Genomic DNA, 21,483 nt, shown 5'->3' on the forward strand with positions numbered 1-21,483 from the left:
AAGAGCCGCACCCACGAAGGCGCGCTTACCGCGCAGGTATTGCGCGAAAAAACCGCCAAGAAGCAAGATGCCAGAGAGATAGATCAACTCGAAGCTACGGAGAGGCTGCAGCCTTGCCAGTAAAAAGTTTCCGGAAGTGTGAACGAAGAAGGATGAAATGACAATTGCGGCTGAGCCGGTGACAACGCAGGCAATGCAAAGATTACGAACTGCGACGTTGCTGCAACGAATAGCTGCAAGCAACATAAACAACAGCGGAACCAGAAGCCCTACCAGCCCATACCAATGCCAGTTTGAGAGGAAAAAATAATCTCGTGTCAGTACGGCTTCTCGATATCCGTATGGCAATGGGGAGTAGCGTGTGACAAAGTGAACAAGGGCGCAGCCCGTGAAAACGCTTAGACAAGCTGTTGCGAGCCAGACCCAACGCCGTTCCATGACAAAGATCAAGGTGACGAGGAATGTGCCGAGATATGCGGCCATAAGTGGGTGCAGAGTGGCGGCGACGAGAAACCAGAGGGCTGCGCGTTTCCAGTCGCGTCCGAGACAGGCAGCCAGCGCAAAAAGAGAAAATGGCGTCGAGAAGGATCGAGCAGTCACGTAGGGATCCATGACCGAGAGCGCCGTGGCCGTGACCGGGAGCGTGAAGAGGGCTCCGGCAAAAAGAGTCGCGCCCCACTGAAGATTCGGATCCTTGAAGATGCCTCGCGAGAGGCGGAGACATCCGGTCAGAAACGCAAAAATGGACAGAAAATAAGCGGCTAAAAGGCCGATTTCCAGGGGAATGTGAGTGATACGCAGTGCCCAGGCGAATATGTGCGAAAAGATAGACCATTGGGTATGCGCAACTACGACGCTGGAATCGATCGTGAAGAGTGAGGGGTCGAGCATCTTACAAATGCCTGCAACGTAGATACCGGCATCGTCGGCAAAGGGATGATAGCCGTGGATGAACAATACGCAGGGAGTCAGTATGCCGAGCACCATAGCGTCGCTGACGGCCAGAGAGCGGGACAGATCAGTTGCGCGGCCACCCTGTACAAGGGGTGAAGTGTTTGCTTCCAGAACAGGAGAACCCAAAATACCAACCTCACCGAAAATAGCAGAAGCAATTGCAGATGGTCTAAACGTGTAGACGTATAAAGCTGAAATCAGTTTCGGACAACAGCTGCTTTCTCCTGGAGAAGATGAAAAAGATCGGAAATCGGTCGGACAATACGGAGGCCATGGCTGCGTTCAAATTTTGTGGTAGCGCTGCAGCACGTCCTCAAGCGTGACAATACCCTCGATTGTTCCCTTGGTGGCGCGGTTCATGATCGGCAGCAAAGGCCAGCGTGGAAAATAGGGAAGTGCGCTGTCGAGCGGCAGGTCAGGAAAGAGCAAAGGGAGACGTTCCGGTGGAAGAGCCTGTTCAATCGGCGTCTCTGGGGTCAGAGTTGCGCTGAATGATGTCAGTTCGCCTGTAGTCAGGGCATACCAGGAGCCATCCCAAAGAGAGACAAGGAAGGCTTTTGCCTGGGTTGCTGCAACGATCTCTCCTGCGTTGGCGATGGACTGGTTGCCTTTAACGATCGGCACCTGGACGGGAATCAGAGCGTCTTCGAGATGCAGTTCAGATTCTTCTCGTATTTCTTCCATTGAGGGCAGGGCGAGACCGTCCTGATGGGTGAAGACCTCGAAGATCGGCACCGGCTGTAAGCCGCGTGATAGCAGATAGGCGATCATGTTGGCCAGAATGACCGGCAGGATGATCGAGTAGTTTCCGCTGACCTCAAGCACCATGAAGACGGAAGTGAGCGGGGCTCGTAGAAATCCGGCAAAAAGCACGCCCATGCCTACCAGGGCATACGAACCGACCGTGCCGGTCAGGTGTGGGAAAAACAGCTTCTCGAATGATCCGACCGACGCACCAAGCATTGCGCCGATGAAGAGAGTGGGGGCAAACATGCCGCCCGGCGTTCCGCTGGAAAACGAAAGCGTGGTTGCAAGGATCTTTAACAGCGCCAGGACGAGCAGCAGCTTCCAGGCAAATTGCCCGTGCATGGCCTGATCGATGACCTCGTAGCCGGGACCCATGACCTGGGGAAAACCAAAGAATCCGATCATGCCAACCAGCAGGCCGGCCAGGCCAGACTGGCAATATTGTGTCCATTTGGGCATGGCGCGGAGACGCGGGCGCAGGTAGCCGAGAGCTTTGGAAAAGACGAGCGCCGCAAAGCCGCCTACGATGCCCAGGACGGCGTAGGCAATCAACTCACGAGGATCGCGCAGCGTAACGGTCGGAATACGAAAAATGGGCTCCGAACCCCAGAACCAGCGGGCAACGACGACGCTCGAAATGGCGGAAAGAACAACAGAGCCCAAAACAGCTGCGCTCCATCGTCCGATAACTTCTTCAATGACAAAAAGGATGGCGGATATCGGAGCGTTGAAAGCGGCAGCCAGACCAGCAGCTGCGCCGATAGGAGCGAAGAGGCGCAACCGCTGCCGGGAAAGATTCAGCCGGCGCGCGACTATCGAGGCGACGCCCGCTCCGATCTGAAGCGACGGATCTTCGGGTCCAAGCGAGTGGCCGGACCCAATGGCCAGCGCCGAGGTTATGAATTTTCCAATGACCGTCTTAAAAGAGATGTAGCCGTTGTAAATGTAAAGCGCGGCCTTGGTCTGGTTGACGCCGCTTCCGCGTGCCGCGGGAAAGGCAAGCTGCACCAACGCGGCGACAATCAATCCGGCGATGGCTGGAACAAACAGCAGCCGTAATTGGCCGGCATGCGGTGCTGAACCAAGGGTGAGGATTTTGATCCACTCAATTGCGATTCGAAAGGAGACGACGAGCAGCCCGGAGAGCACGCCGATAAAGATCGAGAGCACAAGAAAGAGGCGCTCGTCCCGGGTGGGCGCAATTTTTTCAAGTTGCGCCTGGGTCGGAATGCGTTGCGGTGCTGTTTCGGTTTCTTGGACGGGCGGGAAGGTCATCTTTGCTCCACGGCTTCCGGAGCTTTGGCGATTTTAAGGAGGAGTGCATCATTGCCGGTAGGAGTTCCACATTGCTGGCTGGTGACCTCTTCCGTTTGATAAACAAGTTGCATAATTTTCTGTTCCAGCTCCGGATCCTGCTCCAGTTGCAATCGACGCAGAGTCGCCGGTATCTGCTGCCACTGATTGTTCAGCGCCTGCAGCTCAGGCGGCATGACGTTCTTAGTGCTCAGGCACGAGGCAAGTCTGTCTTGCGCTGTATTTCTGTTGGCCAGAATGCGTTCGGCTCTATCGCGCACGCTCCGGTCCGGGCCAGGATAGAGCAGGAGGATATGGTCGGCATCGGACAGCATATCGCGGTATTGCAACTGCAAGCCTGCAGGTTCCTTTTCGAACTCAGGATGATTCAACGCCCTCTCCAAGAAATCTTTGGCCGGCAGATAACGGCCGAGAGCATAGGTTGTGCGGCCTGCACCTAAAAGCGCGTCTATTCGGACTGGCCTGTGCTGGATGGCTTTCTTATAGAGGTGGAGAGCATTGCCGGGGTCCTGTGCCTTTTCGAGCAAGGCTGCCATGGTAATTTCCAGGCCGGCATCGTCCGGCGCATTGCCGGCTGCGATCAGCAGCTGATTTTTTGCCTGGTCATATCGCTTCCTGTCGATCAGATATTGTGCCAGCTCCAATCGGACCTCGCGGCGGCGAATGTAACCATCACCCTCCCAGGTACCATCGAGAGCGGTCTGATAATACTCAAGTGCCGCTGCTTCTTCGCCCTGTTTCGACGCCATACGTGCGAGCTGTAGATTGATCATTCCACTGCCTGGCCGGGAGTCGAGCAGAGTATTGAAGTATGCAACCGCCTCCTGCGTGCGTCCTGCAGCCGCCAGAGCCTCGGCCAGTTCGATCTGCAGATTCTCATCATCCGGGGAATAGGCCAGCGCCGAACGAAGCGCATCAATTGCGGCAATCGGCTTGCCTGCGCGAAGAGCGCCTTCTCCCCGGGTACGCCAGCGCTGAGCAAGTTCCTGGCGATGGACAGAAAAGGAGTGGAAAAGGAAAAGTGTAATAAAAAAGAGAACTACAACTATAGCGAAGAGGCTAAGCAGAGCCAGCGAGTCCCTGACAATTAGCTTCTGCTTTTGTTGGCGCTCCTCAGGGGTAAGAGCCGATCGTAATTGAAGTGCAGACATCTTCTCTCTTTAGATTAACGCGCAGAGGCTCGATTGACGTGCTTACAAAACTGCGCATCGAAGTGAATGAAGCTCATCCATTACATGTAAGGAGTAGGATGGGAAAAAGGAGTCCCAGGATGGAACGCCGCGAATTTTTGAAATCAGCCGCGATCGTTGCCTTGTCCTCCACCCTTGTTCCTTACTCCGACGCGGTGGATACCGCCTCCGGAATGCCTTATCGCACCCTGGGCCGTACTGAGGCCAAAGTATCATTGGTCGGGTTGGGTGGCCATCACATTGGCCGTAGCTATGTTTCGCAGGAAGATTCCACCCGCATCGTCCACACGGCGCTTGATTCCGGCATTAATTTTCTGGACAACTGCTGGGATTACAACAATGGCCTGAGCGAAGAGCGTATGGGCATCGCTCTCAAGGATGGTTACCGGCAAAAAGCCTTCCTGATGACGAAGCTCGACGGGCGCACCACAAAAGCCGCGCAGGACCAGCTGGAAGAGTCGCTGAAACGCCTGCAGACCGACCACATTGATTTGATTCAGATTCATGAGGTCATTCGAATGACCGATCCGGAGCGTGTCTTCGCACCTGGCGGAACACTCGAATATCTGGAAAAGGCGCGAAAAGAAGGCAAGGTTCGCTTCATCGGATTCACTGGCCATAAAAGCCCTGAAATTCACCTGCACATGATTGAGACGGCAACGAAACATAATTACACTTTCGATACGGTGCAGATGCCGCTTAACGCCATGGATGCTCACTTCGACAGTTTCGGCAGCAAAGTCGTTCCTGTAGCGAAAAAGCTGAATATGGGCGTGCTTGGCATGAAGCCGATGGGCGACGGCGTCATTCTGAAGAGCAAGACCGTGACTCCGGTCGAGTGCTTACGCTATGCTATGCACCTTCCCGTCAGCGTGGTCATCACTGGGTGCGACTCGATGCAGATATTGCAGCAGGCTCTCGATACTGCGAAAAATTTCCGTGGGCTGAGCGAGACGGAGGTCAGCGCGATCCTGAACAAGACCCAGACGGTCGCGCAAAAGGGCGAGTTCGAACTGTACAAGACCTCGCACAACTTTGACGGCACATACCAGAATCCGCAATGGCTGGGCTGATGATGGAATTGGCAGAGAAACAACGGAAGCTCTATGCACGGCTTACGGAGTTGGGCAGCGTGATCGTTGCGTATTCGGGGGGCGTAGATTCAGCGTATCTCGCCTACGCCGCGCACCAGGTGCTGGGCGATAGTATGGTCGCCATCATCGCCGACTCAGCCAGCTTGCCGCGCAGCCATTACCGCGAAGCGGTGGAGTTCGCCCAGGAGCAGTCGATTCCGCTGCGTACTGTCGAAACGGACGAGCTGGAACGCGAAGAGTATGCCATAAACCAGGCGGACCGGTGCTTTCACTGCAAGGACGAACTCTTTACCGTGCTTGAGAAAGAACGCCAGCGTCTCGGATTTACTGCCGTCGCTTACGGATTGAATACCGACGACAAAAAAGATTTCCGGCCTGGACAGCGCGCTGCCGTGGAACACTCCGTCGCCGCTCCACTGGCGGAGGCCGGACTCAGCAAGAGCGATATTCGTATTCTGGCGCAGACCGCAGGCCTGCGTGTCTGGGACAAGCCTGCATCGGCCTGCCTTTCTTCGCGGATCGAATATGGCCGCCGCGTTACACCGGAGGCGCTCCGCATGGTGGAAGACTCCGAAGAGGCGCTGCGTACGCTGGGCCTGCGGAATTTTCGCGTTCGCCATCATGGCAACATTGCGCGGATTGAAATTGCGGAAAATGAGCTGGCAGCTGCGATGACGCCGGAAACATTTAAGCAGATGGGCAACGCCGTGCGTGCAGCCGGCTTCCATTATGTTGCGGTCGACTGCGAAGGCTACCGCTCCGGTTCGATGAATGAGATTCTGCCCATCGATGCCCTGACTAAAGCAAGATAAAGAGTTTCATAAAATGGTTTTTTGTTAGAAGCACCGGGCTTTAGCCCGGTGAATATAGACGGGAGATGGGCGGGCTTCAGCCCCGGATCGCTTGATGAGAATTGGTTATCTGGATTGTTTCGCCGGCATCAGCGGCGACATGCTGCTTGGCGCACTGATTGACGCAGGTGTTTCGCGCTCGCTCCTTGAAGAAGCGGCAGGTGCTCTCAACATTGGCGCGACTCTCAGATTTTCATCGGTCGACAGAAGTGGTATCACAGCGACAAAAGTAGATGTACTGGATGCCGCCAATGGCGAGATCGCCGAGAACGCTCATAAACATGAGCATGCACATCATCACCACCATGATGAAAAGCACGAGCATCCTCATGACCATGACCACCACGATCACGAACACAAACACGACCATGTACATGGCCGCAACTGGAAGCAGATTCGTGAGCTGATTGGACACGCGTCGCTGGCCTCTGACGTAAAGGAGCTCGCGCTGCGAGCCTTTGAATTGCTGGCGCATGCTGAGGCAAAGATTCACAATAAGCCGGTTGAAGATATTCACTTTCATGAAGTGGGTGCCATGGATACGATCACGGATATCGTCTGCGGCGCGGCAGGCCTTCGCTCGCTTGGGGTCGATGCGTGGTATGCATCGGCGGTCAATACCGGTAGTGGTTTTGTTCAGTGTGCGCATGGGATGTTTCCGGTTCCGGCGCCTGCGACGGCTGAGTTGCTGAAGGGTATTCCGACTTACTCGGCGGGTGTGCAGAAGGAGCTGACTACTCCAACTGGTGCCGCGTTATTAAAGGCATTGGGATGTCGGTTCGAGGACGTTCCCACCTTTGCGGCGGATGTGATTGGATATGGTGCTGGTACTCGCAATCCGAAAGACTTTCCCAATGTTCTCCGGTTGAGTATCGGCGAGTCGACGGTGCGGAAGACCTCTCCTTCGGAACGTGTTGCCGTGCTCGAATGTGCGGTCGATGATGCGACGCCTCAGCTTGTTGCGCATGTGATGGAGCGTGTTTTGGAAGAAGGTGCGCTCGATGTGATGTGTGCTCCTGTGGTGATGAAGAAGGGCCGCATGGGGAGTTTGTTGACGGTGCTTTGCCGTCCGGAGCGGCGTGGGGCGTTTGGAGAGTTGCTGCTGCGGGAGACTACGACGCTTGGCCTTCGCGTGCATGAAGAAGATCGCGTGATTTTGCAGCGTCGCTTTGTCGAGGTTGAAACCTCGTTTGGAAATATTCGCGTAAAGGTTGGTTCGCGCGATGGCGGCGATATGAACTGGATGCCGGAGTACGAGGACTGCGCTGCGGCTGCTCGTAAACATGGTGTTCCGCTCAAACAGGTGATGCAGGCTGCGCTTGCAGCCGCTGCTGAGAAGAGGGTAGAAGCGTGAACCGCGATGCGATACTTGCACTACTGCGGCAGGTCGAGGGCGGCAGCGTGCTTCCTGCCGAAGCGCTAGATAAGTTGTCGAATCTGCCCTTTGAAGACGCGGGGTTTGCGAAGATCGATCATCATCGCTCGCTGCGCCTTGGCCTGCCGGAGGTGATTTACGCCGCCGGTAAGACTCCGGAGCAGGTGGCCGAGATTTTTGCGCGCATGGCGGTGGCTGGCGGCGATGTGATCGCTACCCGAGCTGGGGTTGCAGCGTGGGATGCGGTGAAGCAGATGGTTCCCGCAGCCGAATATCACACCGAAGCACGGATCATCGGGCTTCGACAGACGGATGTTTCGTCGAATGCGGGCCGGGTTGCGGTTTTGTGCGCCGGCACCAGCGATATTCCGGTAGCCGAAGAAGCAGCGGTGACTGCCGAATATCTCGGCGTAAAAGTCGATCGCGTTTACGACGTGGGTGTTGCCGGGCTGCACCGGCTGCTTGCCCAGCATGAGACGCTGCGCGAGGCGCGGGCCGTGATTGTTTGCGCAGGTATGGAAGGTGCGCTCCCCAGCGTCGTCGGCGGCCTTGTTGCCGCGCCGGTGATTGCTGTGCCTACCAGTGTTGGTTATGGTGCGGCGTTTGGCGGCCTTACTGCCTTATTGGGCATGCTCAATTCCTGTGCGCCGAATGTGTCGGTCGTGAATATCGACAATGGCTTCGGTGCAGCTTACGTGGCGGCGATGATGCTGCGTTCTGCGGCTGCTGCGGCGCGTGATTTGGCCCGGCAGCTGGAGAGCATGTAAGGACAGTCACATGGAATTGAAACAACAGTTTGTCATCTTCCGATAAACGCCGGGTGCCCCATCCTTTCGCGCTCCTTGCGAAAGGGTGGGATAGATTGAAGGCTTCGAGCCGTAAAGTCTGACCGTCATCCTGAGCGAAGCGAAGGATCTCCAGGATAATCGATAGACGGAATCTACTTCGCTCGTACGAAAACCAGGGTGTCCCATCCAGAGCGAAAGGCGAAGGGTGGGGTTCGCACAGAAACAAACTAAGGCTGAAAAACCAAGCGGGTTCCTTGCTCGGAAGCGTTCCAATAAGCGCCAATTTCGCGCAATGGGACGGCTTTCACATCAAAAACGAAGGGCTTTTTCGCTGCTTCCTGAAAGAATTCGCCGACGGATTTGCCGATTTCCTCCATTGCCACGCTGCCGAATCCGCTGCCTAATAGTTCGAGTCCAGAGCTGCGGAGGGTGGCCCCGGCCAGAGTGATGTTCGGGCCGGCGCTGTTGCCGATCTGGATGTAGCGGATGCGTGGCGAACTGTGCTGCAGGCCTTTTTGCGAGACGACGCTCAGGAGGGTTTCGGCTGGCTCGCCCCACAGGTAGTCGAGCACAACATCGACACCATTTTCAGCGAATTCCTTGCGATAAGCGGCGACTAATGCGTCGTGTTCCTGCCCTAATGCGATGACTGCATCGGCACCTAAACTTTTCAATTCCTCCAATGCCTGCGGGTTGCGGCCTACGGCGATGACGCGGCGGGCTCCGAGGCGTTTGGCGATCTGGATGGAGAGTTTGCCCGCTACCCCGGTTGCGCCGAGGATCAGAACGCTTTCTCCGGTAGCGAATTTGGCGCGGAACTTGAGAGCTGCCCAGGAGGACATGCCCGGGTTGCCGATGGCGGCTGCGGTCACGTCGTCGAGCGTATCCGGCAGGGGCAGGCAGACCAAGGGCGATGCGATGGTCTTTTCGGCGAAGGTGCCGTAGGGCGGCCGCCCAGCTCCGAAGAAGACGCGGGTGCCATTCTCTTTCTTTCCTGCCCCGTCTACGCCGGGAATGAATGGGAACTTGCCGGTGCTGCCGTAGTGGCTTCCGTTGGCCAGGGATTTCACGATGGGGTGAAGGGCGGCGGCTGTGACGGTGACGAGCATTTCACCATCAGCTGCTACAGGATCGGTAAAGGAGGCGTAACTGGGAGGAGCATCGTAAGCGTGGACAACAGCGGCGTTCATAGATTTCTCCTTGGGCCGAGGTTCGCATCGCAAATCTTGTCAAGACCCACCTCAGCGATTTTTCTTGCAAGTTATTGATTATAAGATATTTAAAAATGCTGTAACTTGGCAGATTATATCGCTGAAACTGATATCCTGAATATATAGGGAAAATTACCAGAGGATTTCCACCCCAGTAAAGTGAAGCGGGGAAAACTCACCCGCCAAATTCTTCAGTCTTTCGGGATAAAACTAAGGTAATCCTCCGCTAAGTGATTGAAAACACTAGAACCCATCTAAACTGTTTGGAATCAGCAGCTTGGAGGGGATGATCCCCCTCTAAACCATTGAAAATAAAGGAAAGAGCCACCCACCAGGGGGGAGGGGGTATCCCGGCTAAACCCTTCGCGTGACTTCAGCCGCAATTTTGCGCAGCTCCGGCAGTACATCGCCCAGCGTTGATGCTTCTGCTCCGCGCTTTCCCAGGGCAAAATAAAGCCGCTTATAGTGCGCAAAAAGCCGGTTATAAGTCGCATTTGCTGCCGGATTTGGCGCAAATGTCTTGTAGCTGAGGCACATCTTTTCCTGCGCTTCTTCGACGGTCGAGAAGGTTCCGGCGGCGAGGAAGGCGAAGATGCCGGAGCCGAGGCTGGTGGGAATTCCGGCAGGGACGAGGACAGGCTTGCCGAGTACATCGGCGTAGACCTGATTCAGCACCTGATTGTTTTGCGGGATGCCTCCGGCGTTGATGACGCGATCGACAGGCACACCGTACTCGGCCATGCGCTCGAGGATGATGCGAGTGTGGAAGGCAGTGCCTTCAATGGCGGCGAAGAGCTCGTCCTGCGCGGTGTGGATCAGGTTCCAGCCGAGGGTGACGCCGCCCAGCTCGGAGTTGACGAGGACAGTGCGGTCGCCGTTGTCCCAGCTGAGGCGGAGGAGGCCAGTCTGTCCGGCGCGGTAGGTTTCGAGGCCCTTTGATAATTCCGACACTTTGTGTCCGGCGCGGCGGGCAATAGCTTCGAAGATGTCTCCGGTAGCGGAGAGGCCGGCTTCGACGCCGGTGTAATTCGGGTGGACGCTGCCGGGAACGACGCCGCAGACGCCGGGTACGAGGTTGGCCTTCTTCTGCATGGCAATGATGCAGGTGGAAGTGCCAACTACGTTGACGACGTCACCTTCGCGGCAGCCTGCGCCGATGGCGTCCCAGTGCGCATCGAAGGCTCCAACCGGGATGGGGATTCCGGCCCGAAGTCCCATGGCGTCGGCCCATTGGGGCGAGAGATGGCCTGCGAGTTTGTCCGACGTGGCGTAATCGCCTGACAGCTTTTCGCGGATGCCATCGAAGAGCGGATCGAGATCGGAAAGAAATTTTTGTGAAGGCAGGCCGTCCCATTTGGGATTCCACATCCATTTGTGGCCCATGGCGCAGGCGCTGCGTTTTACCCGTTTTGCGTCATTGATGCCGCAGAGAGTTCCTGCGACCATGTCGCAGTGCTCGAAGGCGGTGACGAAATGCTCGCGTTTTTCGGGGTTGTGGCGGAGCCAGTGGAGGAGCTTGGCGAAGCCCCACTCGTGAGAGTAGACGCCGCCGCACCATTCGATAGCTTCGAGGTTTTCCTTGTGGGCGAGCTCGGTGATCTGCTGCGCTTCTTCTTTGGCGCGGTGGTCGCACCAGAGGTAGTAGTCGTCGAGCGGCTGGAGGTTTTCGCCAACGGGGATGACGCTGGAGCCGGTGGTGTCGAGAGCCATGGTTTCGATCTGTGTGCCATCGATGCCTGCGTCTTGGATTGCCTGACGCGTGGCTTTGACGAGGGCGTCCATCTGATCCTGGTGGGATTGCGTGGCGTAGTCGGGGTCTTCGCGCTTACGATGGAGCGGGTACTCGGCGCTCGCTGTTGCGAGACGACCTTTTTCGCTGTCGAGTAGGGTGACGCGAACGCTGAGGGTTCCGAAATCTACGCCTGCAATGGTGGACATCTTTGTTCCTTGGTTTGCTTCTGTTGGTTTGGGTACGTTTTAACCCACGTTAGCTTCGCGAACGTGGGGCACCCAGATTGTTAAGCGTTGGGGTCTTCGTGGTAGTGCATGTCCCAGCCGAGGTAACGGGTGGCCGCTTCGTATACGGGGCTGGCGACGGTTGAGAAGTTGGCGGCGACGTGGTGCTCGAAGCCCCTTTCGCAGATCATGCGCAGGAGCTTTTGCAGCTTGGGGATTCTCACTACGCCTGCTCCGCCGAAGGTTTCGAGCGGATCGTTGGTGAATTCGCCTTCGCCGACATAGCCCCGGATTTTTCCGTTGAAGTCGTCGGTGGAGAAGCGGAGATAGCTCATGGCTCCGGCTTTGACGCGGCCCACGCAGGTGCCGAAGGTGTTCTCTTTGCCGACGGTCCCGGCGATGATTTCCTGATAGTCCATGCGGACGTCGGCGAAGAAGTGCTTTGGCAGGTTGGAGCAGTGGAAGCAGACGGCCTTGTCGGGATCTTCGCCGTAGTTGTTGTTCCAATCGAGCAGGGCGCTTGGGGTTTGCGAGGCGAGGGCGAGGCCGTACATGCTGAGTACGCCGACGACGTCGGTTTCGCAGGCGCTGGAGAAGAGATTTTCGCTCATCATGCTCATGACGGTGCAGGGCACGACGCCGAAGTATTCTTCGAGCGATGTCCAACACTGGATGGCGCTGATGGTGCAGTATGTTTCCTTCATCCAGCCATCGATGACGGCGCCAAGCTTGGCCATTTTCATGAGGGCGGCGTCGGGGATGCCGCTGGTCGAGACGTAAGACTTAATGGCGGCGAGCTTGGATTGGGCTGCGTCGTCCGTGTCGTTCATGTGATTGATGCGGCCCAGAATCTCTGAGAGGTCGAGGGTTTCGACGGAGATGCCGTTGAGCTCGAGGAGCTTTTCGCTATAGCGCACAGTGTTGAAGGCCGCTGGGCGCGCGCCGATGGCTCCGATGCGGAGATTCTTGAAGCCGTTGACGACGCGGCAGACGGCGGCGAACCAGGCGAGGTCTTTTTTGAATGCATCGGAGCTGGGCGAGACGGTATGGAGCGCGGTGATCGAGTAGGGGATGCCGTACTGCATGAGGTTGTTGCAGGCCGACATTTTGCCGCAGAAGCTGTCGCGGCGGTTGGCGATCTTCATGATGTCGGCGCGGTCGGGCGTAGCCTGCACGAGCACGGGCACTTTAAGCGTCGAGAGACGGATGGCGTCGACGATGGCCCGCTCTTCGCCGAAGTTGGGCAGCGTGACGATGATGCCGTCGATCTCTTCGCGGTGCTGCTTGAAAAGCTCGGCGCAGTGGCGGGCGTCATCGGGAGTCTGGACGGCGCCATGCTGTGTCTGCTCGGGAGAGAGCACGATGCTTTTGTAGCCGTCGGCATCGAGCGCCTTGATCATCTCTTCGCGGCCTTCTTTGGCGAGGTGATGCGGGAAGAATCCGCGGCTTCCGACAATGACTCCAAATGTAAGTTGCTTTTTCATTTCGTGGGTTCCTTTGAGTTTCCCTCAGGGCTAAAGCCCCGTCATTCAGTCAATTTCTAAATCTCCGAACTACCCCACGTTAGCTGCGCCTTCGGCCCCGCGAACATGTGGCACCCGAGTGGTGTTCCTTTATCTTTTAACGCGTGGCCAGAAGCGGACGGTGTAGGCCAGTCCTGCGACGGTCATCATCGCACCCCACCATATCGATGGGTGCAGATTGAAGAGCACTGGAGGGTTGGCGGGAGGATGAGACAGCTCCCAGAAGCCCTCGGCAAGAATGATGATGCCATAGAGCAGGAAGAGGACGCCGGCGAAAAACCAGATCGACATTGCTTCGCGCATGGTTATGATCTCTCCTTACCAGAAAATCACATTGAGGATGACGAAGAGGACAGCGATGACTCCGGCCCAGACGATGGGACGCTGGTACCAGTGTTCGTCGCGCTCTTCAGGGATGCGCGAGGCGCCGTAGACCAAGCCTTCGAGCTCAGATTCTTTTTTGGGCTGTGTCATGTAGCTTACGACAATGGTGACGATGACGCAGACGAGCCATGACCAGAGAGCGCGGTACATGTCTTCCGCCATTGCTTTGGCGTCAGCGGAAAGAGCAACGTAGCGCAAGGCTGAAGGGTCGAAGTGTACCCATGCCCACAGGCCGACGGCGGTTCCTGTACCTGCGAGCAGACCCCAGAAGCCGGCGGCCTTGGTGGCGCGCTTCCAGAGCATGCCTAGGATGACGGTTCCGAAGAGCGGAGCGATGAAGAAGCTGAAGAGCGCCTGCACGTAGTCCATGATGCTAGCTGCGTGCTGGACAAGATATGCGGTGCCGACGGAGATGAGCACGCCGACGAAGGTGCACCACCGGCCCATGGAGACGTAATGCTTGTCGGTGGCTTTCTTGTTGATAAAGGCGCCGTAGAGATCGTAGGTCCAGACGGTCGAGAAGGCGCTGACGTTGCCTGCCATGCCGGACATGAATCCGGCGATGAGTGCAGTGACGCCGAGGCCAAGCAGGCCGGGGCTGCAGTAGCGCACGAGCATGAGCGGGAGGACTTCGTTATAGCTGTGCTGGCCGGTGGCGACGGCCTGGGTTTCTCCGACGAGATGGAATGGAAGTACGGAGAGGGCAAGCAGCCCGGGCAGGATGACGATGAAGGGCACGGCCATCTTGAATCCGGCCCCGATGATGGGAGCCATGCGCGCTGCGCGCAGATTGTGCGCGGAGAGTACGCGCTGGACGACGAGGAAGTCGGTGGTCCAGTAGCCGAAGCTGATGACGAGGCCGAGGCCGAAGACGATGCCCGTCCAGTGGACGCCCATGGGGTTGTCGTGGAAGTGGCCGAGGGTGCTCCACATATGGACGTATTCGCCTGACCCGAGACGTTGGAGAATTTGAGCGCGGAGATTGGTCCAGCCGCCGACCTCGATCAATCCGAGGATGGGCACGAGCAGTGCGCCGAGCCAGATGAGCAGGAACTGAAGGACTTCATTGAAGATGGCGGAGCGCAGGCCGCCGAGTGCGACGTAGAGGGCGACGGTGATGGATGAGACCCAGATGCTGAAGTTGAGGTTCCAGCCGAGGACGACCTTCATCACGATGGCCATCGAATACATATTGATGCCGCTCATGAGGACGGTCATGAAGGCGAAGCTGACGGCGGAAAGTGCGCGGGCGCCGTCGCCGTAACGCAGGTGCAGATAGCCGGGGACCGAGTGAGTCTTCGAGATGTAGTAGAAGGGCATCATGACGATGCCGAGGAAGAGCATGGCGGGGATAGCGCCGATCCAGTACCAATGGGTGGCGAGGATGCCGTACTGATACGCGGATCCTGCCCAGCCCATGAGTTCAAGTGAGCCGAGATTAGCGGAGACGAAGCTGAGGCCGGCGATCCAGGCGGTCATCTCGCGGCCAGCCATGAAGAACTCTTCGCTGGTGTTGGTCGAGCCTTTGAGATAGAAGCCGATGAAGATGACGATGGCGAAGTAAACCGCGATGACAAGGATGTCGACGCCGTTCAGGTGGGCGAGCGATTTGCCTGACGACTCCAGCAGGAGAGCAAGTGCAGACGGGTGGAAGGTGAGTTTGCTGGCGGTCTCAAGCAGCATATTGTGTTGTGCCTCGGCTATGTTGGCGAACGTTCATTTCTTGTACCTGTCATTCACTGGCTTAATTTTTCTGTCCGTAGGTGGCGTGAGTGCCATGCTTGCGGAAATAGTGGCGGTCTAGCAGCGCCTGCGACACGCCTTTGCTGTCCGGGTTGAGAGATGCGGTGAAGAAGGCCATTCGGGCCACGGCCTCGAGGACGACTGCGTTGTGCGCTGCGTCTGCGGGATCTTTGCCCCAGCAGAAGGGCGCATGTCCGGCGACGAGGACAGCAGGCGTGGCGGCAGGATCGAGATCATGGAAGCGGCGAACGATAGCGAGGCCGGTGTTATGCACGTAGTCGCCGTTGATGTCGCTGTCGGAAAGTTCTTCGGTGACGGGGACGGGACCGTAGAAGTAATCGGCATGCGTGGTGCCGTAGGCGGGGATGCTGCGTCCGGCCTGCGCCCAGGAAGTTGCGTATTCAGAGTGCGTGTGGACGACGGCTCCGATGGAAGGGAACTCGCGGTACAGCAGGAGATGCGTGCCGAGGTCAGAGGATGGACGGAGATTGCCTTCGACGATTTTCCCTTCGAGGTCGGTGATGACCATATGCTCGGCCTGCATGGATTCGTAAGGTACGCCGCTGGGCTTGATGGCGACGAGGCCGGTCTGGCGATCGATGCCGCTGACGTTGCCGAAGGTATAGAGGACCAGGCCGCGGCGGACGAGTTCCAGATTGGCCTCAAGGACCTGGGAGCGGAGATCATCGAGCATAACTTCTGTCCTCATTGGCGGTGGGGAAAAATAACTGACGTGCTCATCTTACTAAAGCGATTTATGAAATGGCTTATTTCTTTTTTGTTTCTGGTAAAGCGTTTTTCCGGCAAACGTTTACTGGCGCTTTGACCTTATGCAATTTACACTTGCCAAGTCAAGTGAAAAGCCCCTCTCAACCCGTGATGACGAAGAAGCCGCGACAAAGGAAAAGCGAGAAGAAACGACTGGATATTCGCGACGTGGCGGAACATGCCCGTGTCTCGATTGCAACGGTTTCGCGCACGATTAACCGCGTTCCGACGGTGGATAAGGATCTTGCGCGGCGAGTATGGAAGGCAATTGAGGAGCTGAACTACTTTCCTAATACGCAGGCGCGCGCTCTGGTTTCAGGCCGGAGCCGGTTGTTCGGGCTGCTGATATCGGAGATCACGAATCCCTTTTTCCCGGAGCTGATCCAGGGGTTTGAGGATTTTGCGATTGAGAACAACTACGAAATTCTGATCGGATCCACCAACTACGATCCGGAGCGCATGGAGATCTGCATTCGCCGGATGATCGAGCGAAATGTGGAAGGCGTGGCGGTGATGACTTTCGGCATTGAAGAGCCGCTGCTGGATGAACTGGTTTCGCGCAATATTCCGATGGTGTTTGTGGATGCGGCTTCACCGAGCGAGAAGGTAAGCACGCTGGCAGTGGATTACCACCATGGCATTCGAGAAGGCGTGCAGCACCTGGCGGCGCTCGGTCATCGCAAGCTGGCTTTTATCAGCGGGCCTATCCACCAGAAGTCCTGCCAGCTTCGCAAGGCCGCATTCCTGCGCGCGGCAGAGGAGATTGGCGTACAGCCTGCCGCGGAGTGGCTGGTGGAAGGTAACCATACGCTCGAAGGGGGTACCCGAGCGATGGAAGAGATTCTGAAGAACAAAGATCTTCCGACGGCGGTGATGTGCTCGAACGATATGACGGCGATCGGGGCATTGCGCGTCCTGGCGAAGGCCGGGATACGCGTCCCGGAGGATATTTCCGTGATCGGGTTCGATGATATCCACCTGGCGGAGTTTGTTTACCCGCCGCTCACTACGGTACGGATGGCGCGGAACGATCTGGCGCGCGCTGCCTTTTCCGCATTGCGCTCGCACGTGGAGCCAACGCATGCCCATACGCGGAGGTCATGGCCGATTCAGACGAAGCTTACGGTAAGGCAGTCGACGGGATATGCTCCTGCGGTTGGATTGGGTAAGACCAAGGCTTCGCGAAAGGCTAAGGGGAAGCAGGCAAAACCGCTTCCATGACCTACCCCGCACTTAGGCGTGGCCAGCCGTAAACCTTGCCAAAGACGCGGCAGTAGTTTCCGCCACCGACTTTGCGGATCCCGGAACGAGCCGGTCTGGGATTCTTCCTCCCGCTGGTCGTCAGAAGGAGGGGGATGGAGGGTGCGAGTAGGTGCATGGCTTGTTGGAGGTTCTTCCCCGTTCGTTCCTCAGGATCAGAATGACGGTTGTTTCTGAATTTTGGAATGACGGCAGTTTGTCAGGAGTGACCTGTTTAACGAGATTTTGTAGTTGGAGCGGCCATGGGGCGGGCGCGCCCGGTGGCGATTTCGAGGAAGGCATGGGCGGCTCGGGTGAGCGTCTTGTCTTTGCGGAAGACAAGAGCCAGTTCGCGGTTAAGGCGCACTCCGTCGACTTTCAGTGATTTCAGCAGGCCGTTACGCTCGTCTTCGCGGACGTTGGTGCGGGGCAGAAAACCCATGCCGAGGCCGGCTCCGATGAGGCGCTTCAGCAATTCGCTGGAATCGACTTCCATGGTAACGCGCGGCTGGACATCGTGATTGCGGAAGAGATCGTTGATTTGCTCGCGCTGGCGGCCATGCTTGGGCAGCAGCAGAGGATATTGAAGAATTTCAGCGAACTTGATCTGGTCACGACTGGCGAGAATGTGGCTTTTAGGAATGACGAGGGCCAGCTCGTCCTTGTGAATGATGTCGACGAGAAGACGCGGGTCTTTTACCGGAAGGGAAACAATGCCGAAGTCGACTTCGCGGTTGAGAACGGCTTCGAGGGATTTGGCGCGGTCGGCGCGAACGATGGAGAGGTTGACGCGTGTGTACTGCTTCTTGAACTGGGCGAAGACGGTCGGCAGAACGTAAAGGCTGGTGGCTTCATTGGCGCTGACGGAGATTTCGCCGCGCGGAGAGCGGTGCAGTTCGCCGATGGCCACCATGATGTGACTATGGACCTGGAGGCAATGTTCGGCGAAGGGCTCGAAGAGACGTCCGGCAGCGGTGAATGTTACCTTGCCGCCGTCGCGATCAAAGAGGCGCGCGCCGGCTTCGTTCTCCAGTGAGCGAATTTGTGCAGAGATTGCGGGCTGCGTGACGCCCAGCTTCTCCGCGGCACGGGAAAAGCTTTTCAGTCGGCTTACTTCCAGGAAAGTTCTGAGCTGCTCAAAATCCATGTATACGATGTCCCGTTTTTTGCGGTTGGGCTTGATGGAACGCTGCAGTGGTTTATAGGACTTATAACGCGAAGGCGAGGGAAACACCAGTATAAAGGATGTTTATGTGGGCAAGTCTAATGGTAATGAGTGGCTTAATGCGGTCTGTACAGCGTTATAGCCGCACATGCCATGTACGCCGGCCATTCCGGGCGTGGAAGCGGAGCAGAGGAAGATGTTTGGGTCGGAAGTGGCATAGTTCTGCCATGTTGGCCGGAAGAGAATCTGAGGCAGGCTCAAAGCGCCGCCGCTGATGTCGCCGCCGAGGAGATTGGCGTCCATGGATTCAAGAGTCGCCGGACTTGAAATGTGACGGGCAAGAATGCAGTCGCGAAAGCCTGGAGCAAAACGCTCGATTTGCGCTTCGAGGCGTTCAGTCATGTCGACAGTAGAGGCGTTGGGAACATGACAGTAGGCCCAGGCGATGTGTTTGCCCTCGGGAGCGCGCGATGGATCGAAGAGTGTGGGTTGCGTGAGCAGGACGAAGGGGCGGTCGGGGATTTTACCTGCGGCTACCGCGTATTCGGCGGCGGCGATTTCTTCCAACGCACCTCCGAGATGCACAGTACCGGCACGGAGACAGTCGGCGGCTTTCCATGGAATGGGCTGGGACAGGGCGTAGTCGATTTTGAAGGCACCGGAGCCCGGCTTGAAGCGGTCGAGTTTTTGCCGGAAGCTTGGCTTCAGGCGGTGGCCGGAGATGGCGAGCAGTTGGCGGGGGCTTACGTCGCAGAGAAAGAGCGCGTCGCGTGAGAAGGCGTCGAGAGATGTGACGGGCGAGTCGGTGTGGATGCATCCGCCGAGGTCGGTTAGGACGGAAGCGAGCGCGTTGGCAAGGGCTTGCGCTCCGCCGCGAGGCATGGGCCAGCCGTCAGCATGGGCGGCGGCTGTGAGAAGTATGCCGGCGGATGAGCTGAGGATTGCGTTGAGTGGCAGGAACGAATGTGCGGCAATACCGGCGAATAACGCTCGGGTTCGCGCGTTTTGGAAGACGGCATTGGCGAAGAGATTTGCCGGCATCATTGCAGGGATTCCGAAGCGGGCCAGTAACCACGGGTGTTTGGGAAGATGGAGGACGGGTTGGAGGACCTCGCTGGAGAGCTGTTTCCAGTTGTGCACCAGGGGGGCGAAGAGGTTGCGCCAGCGCTTGCCATCTTTATCCAGTGCGCGGGCGGCTTCGTTCAAATCGCGCTCCAGAATGACGGCGGTGCCGTCGTCGAGCGGGTGGGCGAGCGGGGCGGGTGGGTAGATCCATTCCAGGCCGTGCTGCTTCAACGGTAGCGGTGAGAAGAAAGGTGAGCCGGGGACGAGTGCGTGGATGGCCGATCCAAAATCGTGCTGAAAGCCGGGTAAGGTGAGCGGGAGGGTTCGAGTGGCGCCTCCGATGGTCGGCTGCGCTTCGTGTAAATCGACACCGTAGCCTGCTTGAGCGAGCGCGATGGCGGCGGCGAGGCCGTTCGGCCCGGAACCTATCACGATGGCGTGGCGACCATGCGCGGGATGGTGCTTGTGCTCGAGCAACAGGCTGGATGTCTCAGTCATGGGGCGGCAGCGGTTCCGGCCATTGGACGACGTCAAAGCCGCCGTCGGGCTTGCGGGTGAGCGTGGGCGCGTATTGTCCCAGCAGCTGTCTTCTCCACCATAGTCCTGTGGAGCGCTTCTCCGCCATGGACGCGAACCAGTATTGCCACAAAACAGAGCGGACGTATTTGGGCGGCTGCGGGAACGGATTTCCGGCGAAGAGCGCAAGAACATCAGGGCTGCCGGTGAGCAGGCGCTCCTCGGTGAGAGGGACGAGCGAGTTCTGTTGCCAGTCACCGAGCGAGGCAAACCAGAGGTTCCAGTCGAAGCGAGGTTGATAGGGGGCGTAGATGCCGGGAGGGTGATCGAGGGCCTGAGGCTTGTATTTGAAGGGATAGGCGGTCCAGTTTTGGCCGTCGTTTGAGCCTTGGAATTCGATTTCATAGCGACCGCGCGTCATGACGGCGAAGAGGCCATATTGATTGGCGATCCGGAAGGGGTCGAGAGCTACGACCGGGGCTGATGGCAAAGGAGCGGCTCGCCATAGCATGTGAATGAGTTCGGCGGCGGTGGCGTAGAAGATCCAGGTAAGGAAGACAGCGCTGATAGCGAGGCGAAGAGCGGCGGCGTGCTGCTGCTGGGGGCTTGGTTTGAGTATTTCTTCTTCTGATGCAGGGAGTGGTTCGGGCTTGTTTGTTGAAAGTTTTGAGCGAGAACGTTTGGGGACGAAGCGTGTGAGGCATTGGTCGTCAAGGAGCAGGAAACCTAAAGCCAAGACGAGATAGTTCAGGAAAGTGTAGTTGGCTGTGAGGATGACGACGGCTTCCCAAGGGGTGACGATGAAGAAGCAGAGGATTCGATAGCGGCGCGGCAGGAAGAGCAGGAATACGATTGCAAGCTCCATGGCGAGGGTTGCGACGGTGGCGAAGGCGTGAAATGAATGGGGTAGATGTTGCAGGTACCAGCCGATCCAGGTGGGCAGAGGGCCGTTCTGGTAGTACGCGTCCATGGCGGTGAAATGACGCCATTCGGGGTCGCCGCTCAAGAACTTGACGAGGCCCGATTGAAAGTAGATGCGGAACCACTCCCATTGCAGAAGAAAAAGGCTCGCGATCGAAGGCGCGCTGGACGCGCCGAGGTCTGGCCAGAGCCCGCGCGGGGCCAAAAAGAGTGCCAGGAAGCCTGCTTCGAGCAGCATGCCGTCGGACTGGTAGTTGGAGAAGTCGCTGGCAGCGCTGACGAAAGAAAGAAAACAGAGCAGGCAGATGAACAGAGTCATTCGCGGCCAGACGTTCGCAACTACCAACACGGAGGCGACAAGGCCGATAACGGTGACTGTCATCAGCGCGTGGTTGCTAGCCGAGAGCCAGAGCAGAGTCGGCGCAAACCATAACTGCATGACCCCGGGGATAGAGCGGTCTACGGACTGAAGATACTGCTGAGCGGGAAGGATGCCGGCGGGGCCAATCAGGCCTCTAATTTGAAAGAGCAGCGAGTAAAAGGCTGAGAAATAGATGAGGCCTAGAGCGCGAAGAAAGATCCAGCGTGGGATGAGATGGCCCGGGGATCGCTCCGAGGGGCCAAAGAGCTTTCGCAGGATGTATGCGCCGCTCTTCATAAGCTATTAGACATGATAACT

17 protein-coding genes are annotated in these 21,483 nt (G+C 57.4%); 5 read left to right on the forward strand and 12 right to left on the reverse strand.

Annotation, left to right across the window (positions count from 1 at the left end):
• The 3 genes from GSQ86_RS09795 to GSQ86_RS09805 all read right to left on the reverse strand — a co-directional run.
• On the reverse strand, nucleotides 1–1,080 hold a 1,080-nt coding region (locus GSQ86_RS09795; RefSeq protein WP_158749768.1), incomplete at its 3' end, for a hypothetical protein.
• A gap of 156 nt (nucleotides 1,081–1,236) precedes the next feature.
• Complete coding sequence (locus GSQ86_RS09800; protein WP_158749769.1) at nucleotides 1,237–2,976, reverse strand: chloride channel protein; 1,740 nt, start codon at nucleotides 2,974–2,976, stop codon at nucleotides 1,237–1,239.
• Complete coding sequence (locus tag GSQ86_RS09805) at nucleotides 2,973–4,166, reverse strand: lipopolysaccharide assembly protein LapB (RefSeq protein WP_158749770.1); 1,194 nt, start codon at nucleotides 4,164–4,166, stop codon at nucleotides 2,973–2,975. Before GSQ86_RS09805 ends, GSQ86_RS09800 begins: the two co-directional genes overlap by 4 nt.
• A gap of 119 nt (nucleotides 4,167–4,285) precedes the next feature.
• On the opposite strand from GSQ86_RS09805, the gene GSQ86_RS09810 reads away from it, so the two are divergent.
• The 4 genes from GSQ86_RS09810 (at nucleotide 4,286) to larB (ending at nucleotide 8,292) form a co-directional block, all read left to right on the forward strand.
• Entirely contained in the window at nucleotides 4,286–5,278 is a 993-nt protein-coding gene (locus tag GSQ86_RS09810; RefSeq protein ID WP_158749771.1) for an aldo/keto reductase, read from the forward strand.
• Complete coding sequence (gene larE, locus GSQ86_RS09815) at nucleotides 5,266–6,111, forward strand: ATP-dependent sacrificial sulfur transferase LarE (RefSeq protein WP_254062278.1); 846 nt, start codon at nucleotides 5,266–5,268, stop codon at nucleotides 6,109–6,111. The genes GSQ86_RS09810 and larE overlap by 13 nt, the downstream gene beginning before the upstream one ends.
• A gap of 94 nt (nucleotides 6,112–6,205) precedes the next feature.
• The gene (gene larC / locus GSQ86_RS09820) at nucleotides 6,206–7,504 is read left to right on the forward strand and encodes a nickel pincer cofactor biosynthesis protein LarC (RefSeq protein ID WP_158749772.1); all 1,299 of its coding nucleotides are present in this window, start codon (nucleotides 6,206–6,208) and stop codon (nucleotides 7,502–7,504) included.
• Complete coding sequence (larB, locus tag GSQ86_RS09825) at nucleotides 7,501–8,292, forward strand: nickel pincer cofactor biosynthesis protein LarB (protein WP_158749773.1); 792 nt, start codon at nucleotides 7,501–7,503, stop codon at nucleotides 8,290–8,292. Before larC ends, larB begins: the two co-directional genes overlap by 4 nt.
• Nucleotides 8,293–8,540: 248 nt before the next feature.
• On the opposite strand, the gene GSQ86_RS09830 is transcribed toward larB, so the two are convergent.
• The 6 genes from GSQ86_RS09830 to GSQ86_RS09855 all read right to left on the reverse strand — a co-directional run bounded on the left by GSQ86_RS09830 (nucleotide 8,541) and on the right by GSQ86_RS09855 (nucleotide 15,824).
• Nucleotides 8,541–9,503 carry a zinc-binding alcohol dehydrogenase family protein gene (locus GSQ86_RS09830; protein ID WP_158749774.1) on the reverse strand — a complete coding sequence of 321 codons (963 nt, stop codon included), beginning with the start codon at nucleotides 9,501–9,503 and terminating at the stop codon, nucleotides 8,541–8,543.
• Nucleotides 9,504–9,878: 375 nt separating this feature from the next.
• Entirely contained in the window at nucleotides 9,879–11,462 is a 1,584-nt protein-coding gene (locus GSQ86_RS09835) for a ribulokinase (RefSeq protein WP_158749775.1), read from the reverse strand.
• 80 nt (nucleotides 11,463–11,542) lie between these two features.
• Nucleotides 11,543–12,964, reverse strand: a complete 1,422-nt coding sequence (locus GSQ86_RS09840; RefSeq protein ID WP_158749776.1) for an L-fucose/L-arabinose isomerase family protein — start codon at nucleotides 12,962–12,964, stop codon at nucleotides 11,543–11,545.
• A gap of 129 nt (nucleotides 12,965–13,093) precedes the next feature.
• On the reverse strand, nucleotides 13,094–13,306 hold the full coding sequence (locus tag GSQ86_RS09845; RefSeq protein ID WP_158749777.1) for a hypothetical protein: 213 nt from the start codon (nucleotides 13,304–13,306) through the stop codon (nucleotides 13,094–13,096).
• A gap of 15 nt (nucleotides 13,307–13,321) precedes the next feature.
• Nucleotides 13,322–15,070 (reverse strand): sodium:solute symporter family protein, encoded by a 1,749-nt coding sequence (locus GSQ86_RS09850; RefSeq protein ID WP_158749778.1) that lies wholly within the window; start codon nucleotides 15,068–15,070, stop codon nucleotides 13,322–13,324.
• 61 nt (nucleotides 15,071–15,131) lie between these two features.
• On the reverse strand, nucleotides 15,132–15,824 hold the full coding sequence (locus GSQ86_RS09855; RefSeq protein ID WP_158749779.1) for an L-ribulose-5-phosphate 4-epimerase: 693 nt from the start codon (nucleotides 15,822–15,824) through the stop codon (nucleotides 15,132–15,134).
• A 242-nt stretch (nucleotides 15,825–16,066) separates the two neighbouring features.
• Between GSQ86_RS09855 and GSQ86_RS09860 the strand changes: the two genes are divergently transcribed.
• On the forward strand, nucleotides 16,067–17,119 hold the full coding sequence (locus tag GSQ86_RS09860; protein ID WP_254062279.1) for a LacI family DNA-binding transcriptional regulator: 1,053 nt from the start codon (nucleotides 16,067–16,069) through the stop codon (nucleotides 17,117–17,119).
• 253 nt (nucleotides 17,120–17,372) lie between these two features.
• On the opposite strand, the gene GSQ86_RS09865 is transcribed toward GSQ86_RS09860, so the two are convergent.
• The 3 genes from GSQ86_RS09865 to GSQ86_RS09875 all read right to left on the reverse strand — a co-directional run bounded on the left by GSQ86_RS09865 (nucleotide 17,373) and on the right by GSQ86_RS09875 (nucleotide 21,462).
• Nucleotides 17,373–18,284: a LysR family transcriptional regulator gene (locus GSQ86_RS09865; protein ID WP_158749780.1), complete on the reverse strand. Its 912-nt coding sequence runs from the start codon at nucleotides 18,282–18,284 to the stop codon at nucleotides 17,373–17,375.
• Between the two features lie 102 nt (nucleotides 18,285–18,386).
• A complete protein-coding gene (locus GSQ86_RS09870) occupies nucleotides 18,387–19,865 on the reverse strand; it encodes an NAD(P)/FAD-dependent oxidoreductase (RefSeq protein ID WP_158749781.1) in 1,479 nt (492 codons plus the stop codon).
• Nucleotides 19,858–21,462 (reverse strand): lipase maturation factor family protein, encoded by a 1,605-nt coding sequence (locus GSQ86_RS09875; protein WP_158749782.1) that lies wholly within the window; start codon nucleotides 21,460–21,462, stop codon nucleotides 19,858–19,860. The genes GSQ86_RS09870 and GSQ86_RS09875 overlap by 8 nt, the downstream gene beginning before the upstream one ends.
• Nucleotides 21,463–21,483: the final 21 nt, after the last annotated feature.

It is taken from the genome of Acidobacterium sp. S8 (assembly GCF_009765985.1).
In the GTDB taxonomy this organism is placed as follows: domain Bacteria; phylum Acidobacteriota; class Terriglobia; order Terriglobales; family Acidobacteriaceae; genus Alloacidobacterium.

Coding starts and splice junctions, on each gene's coding strand:
- GSQ86_RS09800 (WP_158749769.1), bottom strand. CDS start 2,976: ATGACCTTCCCGCCCGTCCAAGAAACCGAAACAGCACCGCAACGCATT.
- GSQ86_RS09805 (WP_158749770.1), bottom strand. CDS start 4,166: ATGTCTGCACTTCAATTACGATCGGCTCTTACCCCTGAGGAGCGCCAA.
- GSQ86_RS09810 (WP_158749771.1), top strand. CDS start 4,286: ATGGAACGCCGCGAATTTTTGAAATCAGCCGCGATCGTTGCCTTGTCC.
- larE (WP_254062278.1), top strand. CDS start 5,266: ATGGCTGGGCTGATGATGGAATTGGCAGAGAAACAACGGAAGCTCTAT.
- larC (WP_158749772.1), top strand. CDS start 6,206: ATGAGAATTGGTTATCTGGATTGTTTCGCCGGCATCAGCGGCGACATG.
- GSQ86_RS09830 (WP_158749774.1), bottom strand. CDS start 9,503: ATGAACGCCGCTGTTGTCCACGCTTACGATGCTCCTCCCAGTTACGCC.
- GSQ86_RS09835 (WP_158749775.1), bottom strand. CDS start 11,462: ATGTCCACCATTGCAGGCGTAGATTTCGGAACCCTCAGCGTTCGCGTC.
- GSQ86_RS09840 (WP_158749776.1), bottom strand. CDS start 12,964: ATGAAAAAGCAACTTACATTTGGAGTCATTGTCGGAAGCCGCGGATTC.
- GSQ86_RS09845 (WP_158749777.1), bottom strand. CDS start 13,306: ATGCGCGAAGCAATGTCGATCTGGTTTTTCGCCGGCGTCCTCTTCCTG.
- GSQ86_RS09850 (WP_158749778.1), bottom strand. CDS start 15,070: ATGCTGCTTGAGACCGCCAGCAAACTCACCTTCCACCCGTCTGCACTT.
- GSQ86_RS09855 (WP_158749779.1), bottom strand. CDS start 15,824: ATGCTCGATGATCTCCGCTCCCAGGTCCTTGAGGCCAATCTGGAACTC.
- GSQ86_RS09865 (WP_158749780.1), bottom strand. CDS start 18,284: ATGGATTTTGAGCAGCTCAGAACTTTCCTGGAAGTAAGCCGACTGAAA.
- GSQ86_RS09870 (WP_158749781.1), bottom strand. CDS start 19,865: ATGACTGAGACATCCAGCCTGTTGCTCGAGCACAAGCACCATCCCGCG.
- GSQ86_RS09875 (WP_158749782.1), bottom strand. CDS start 21,462: ATGAAGAGCGGCGCATACATCCTGCGAAAGCTCTTTGGCCCCTCGGAG.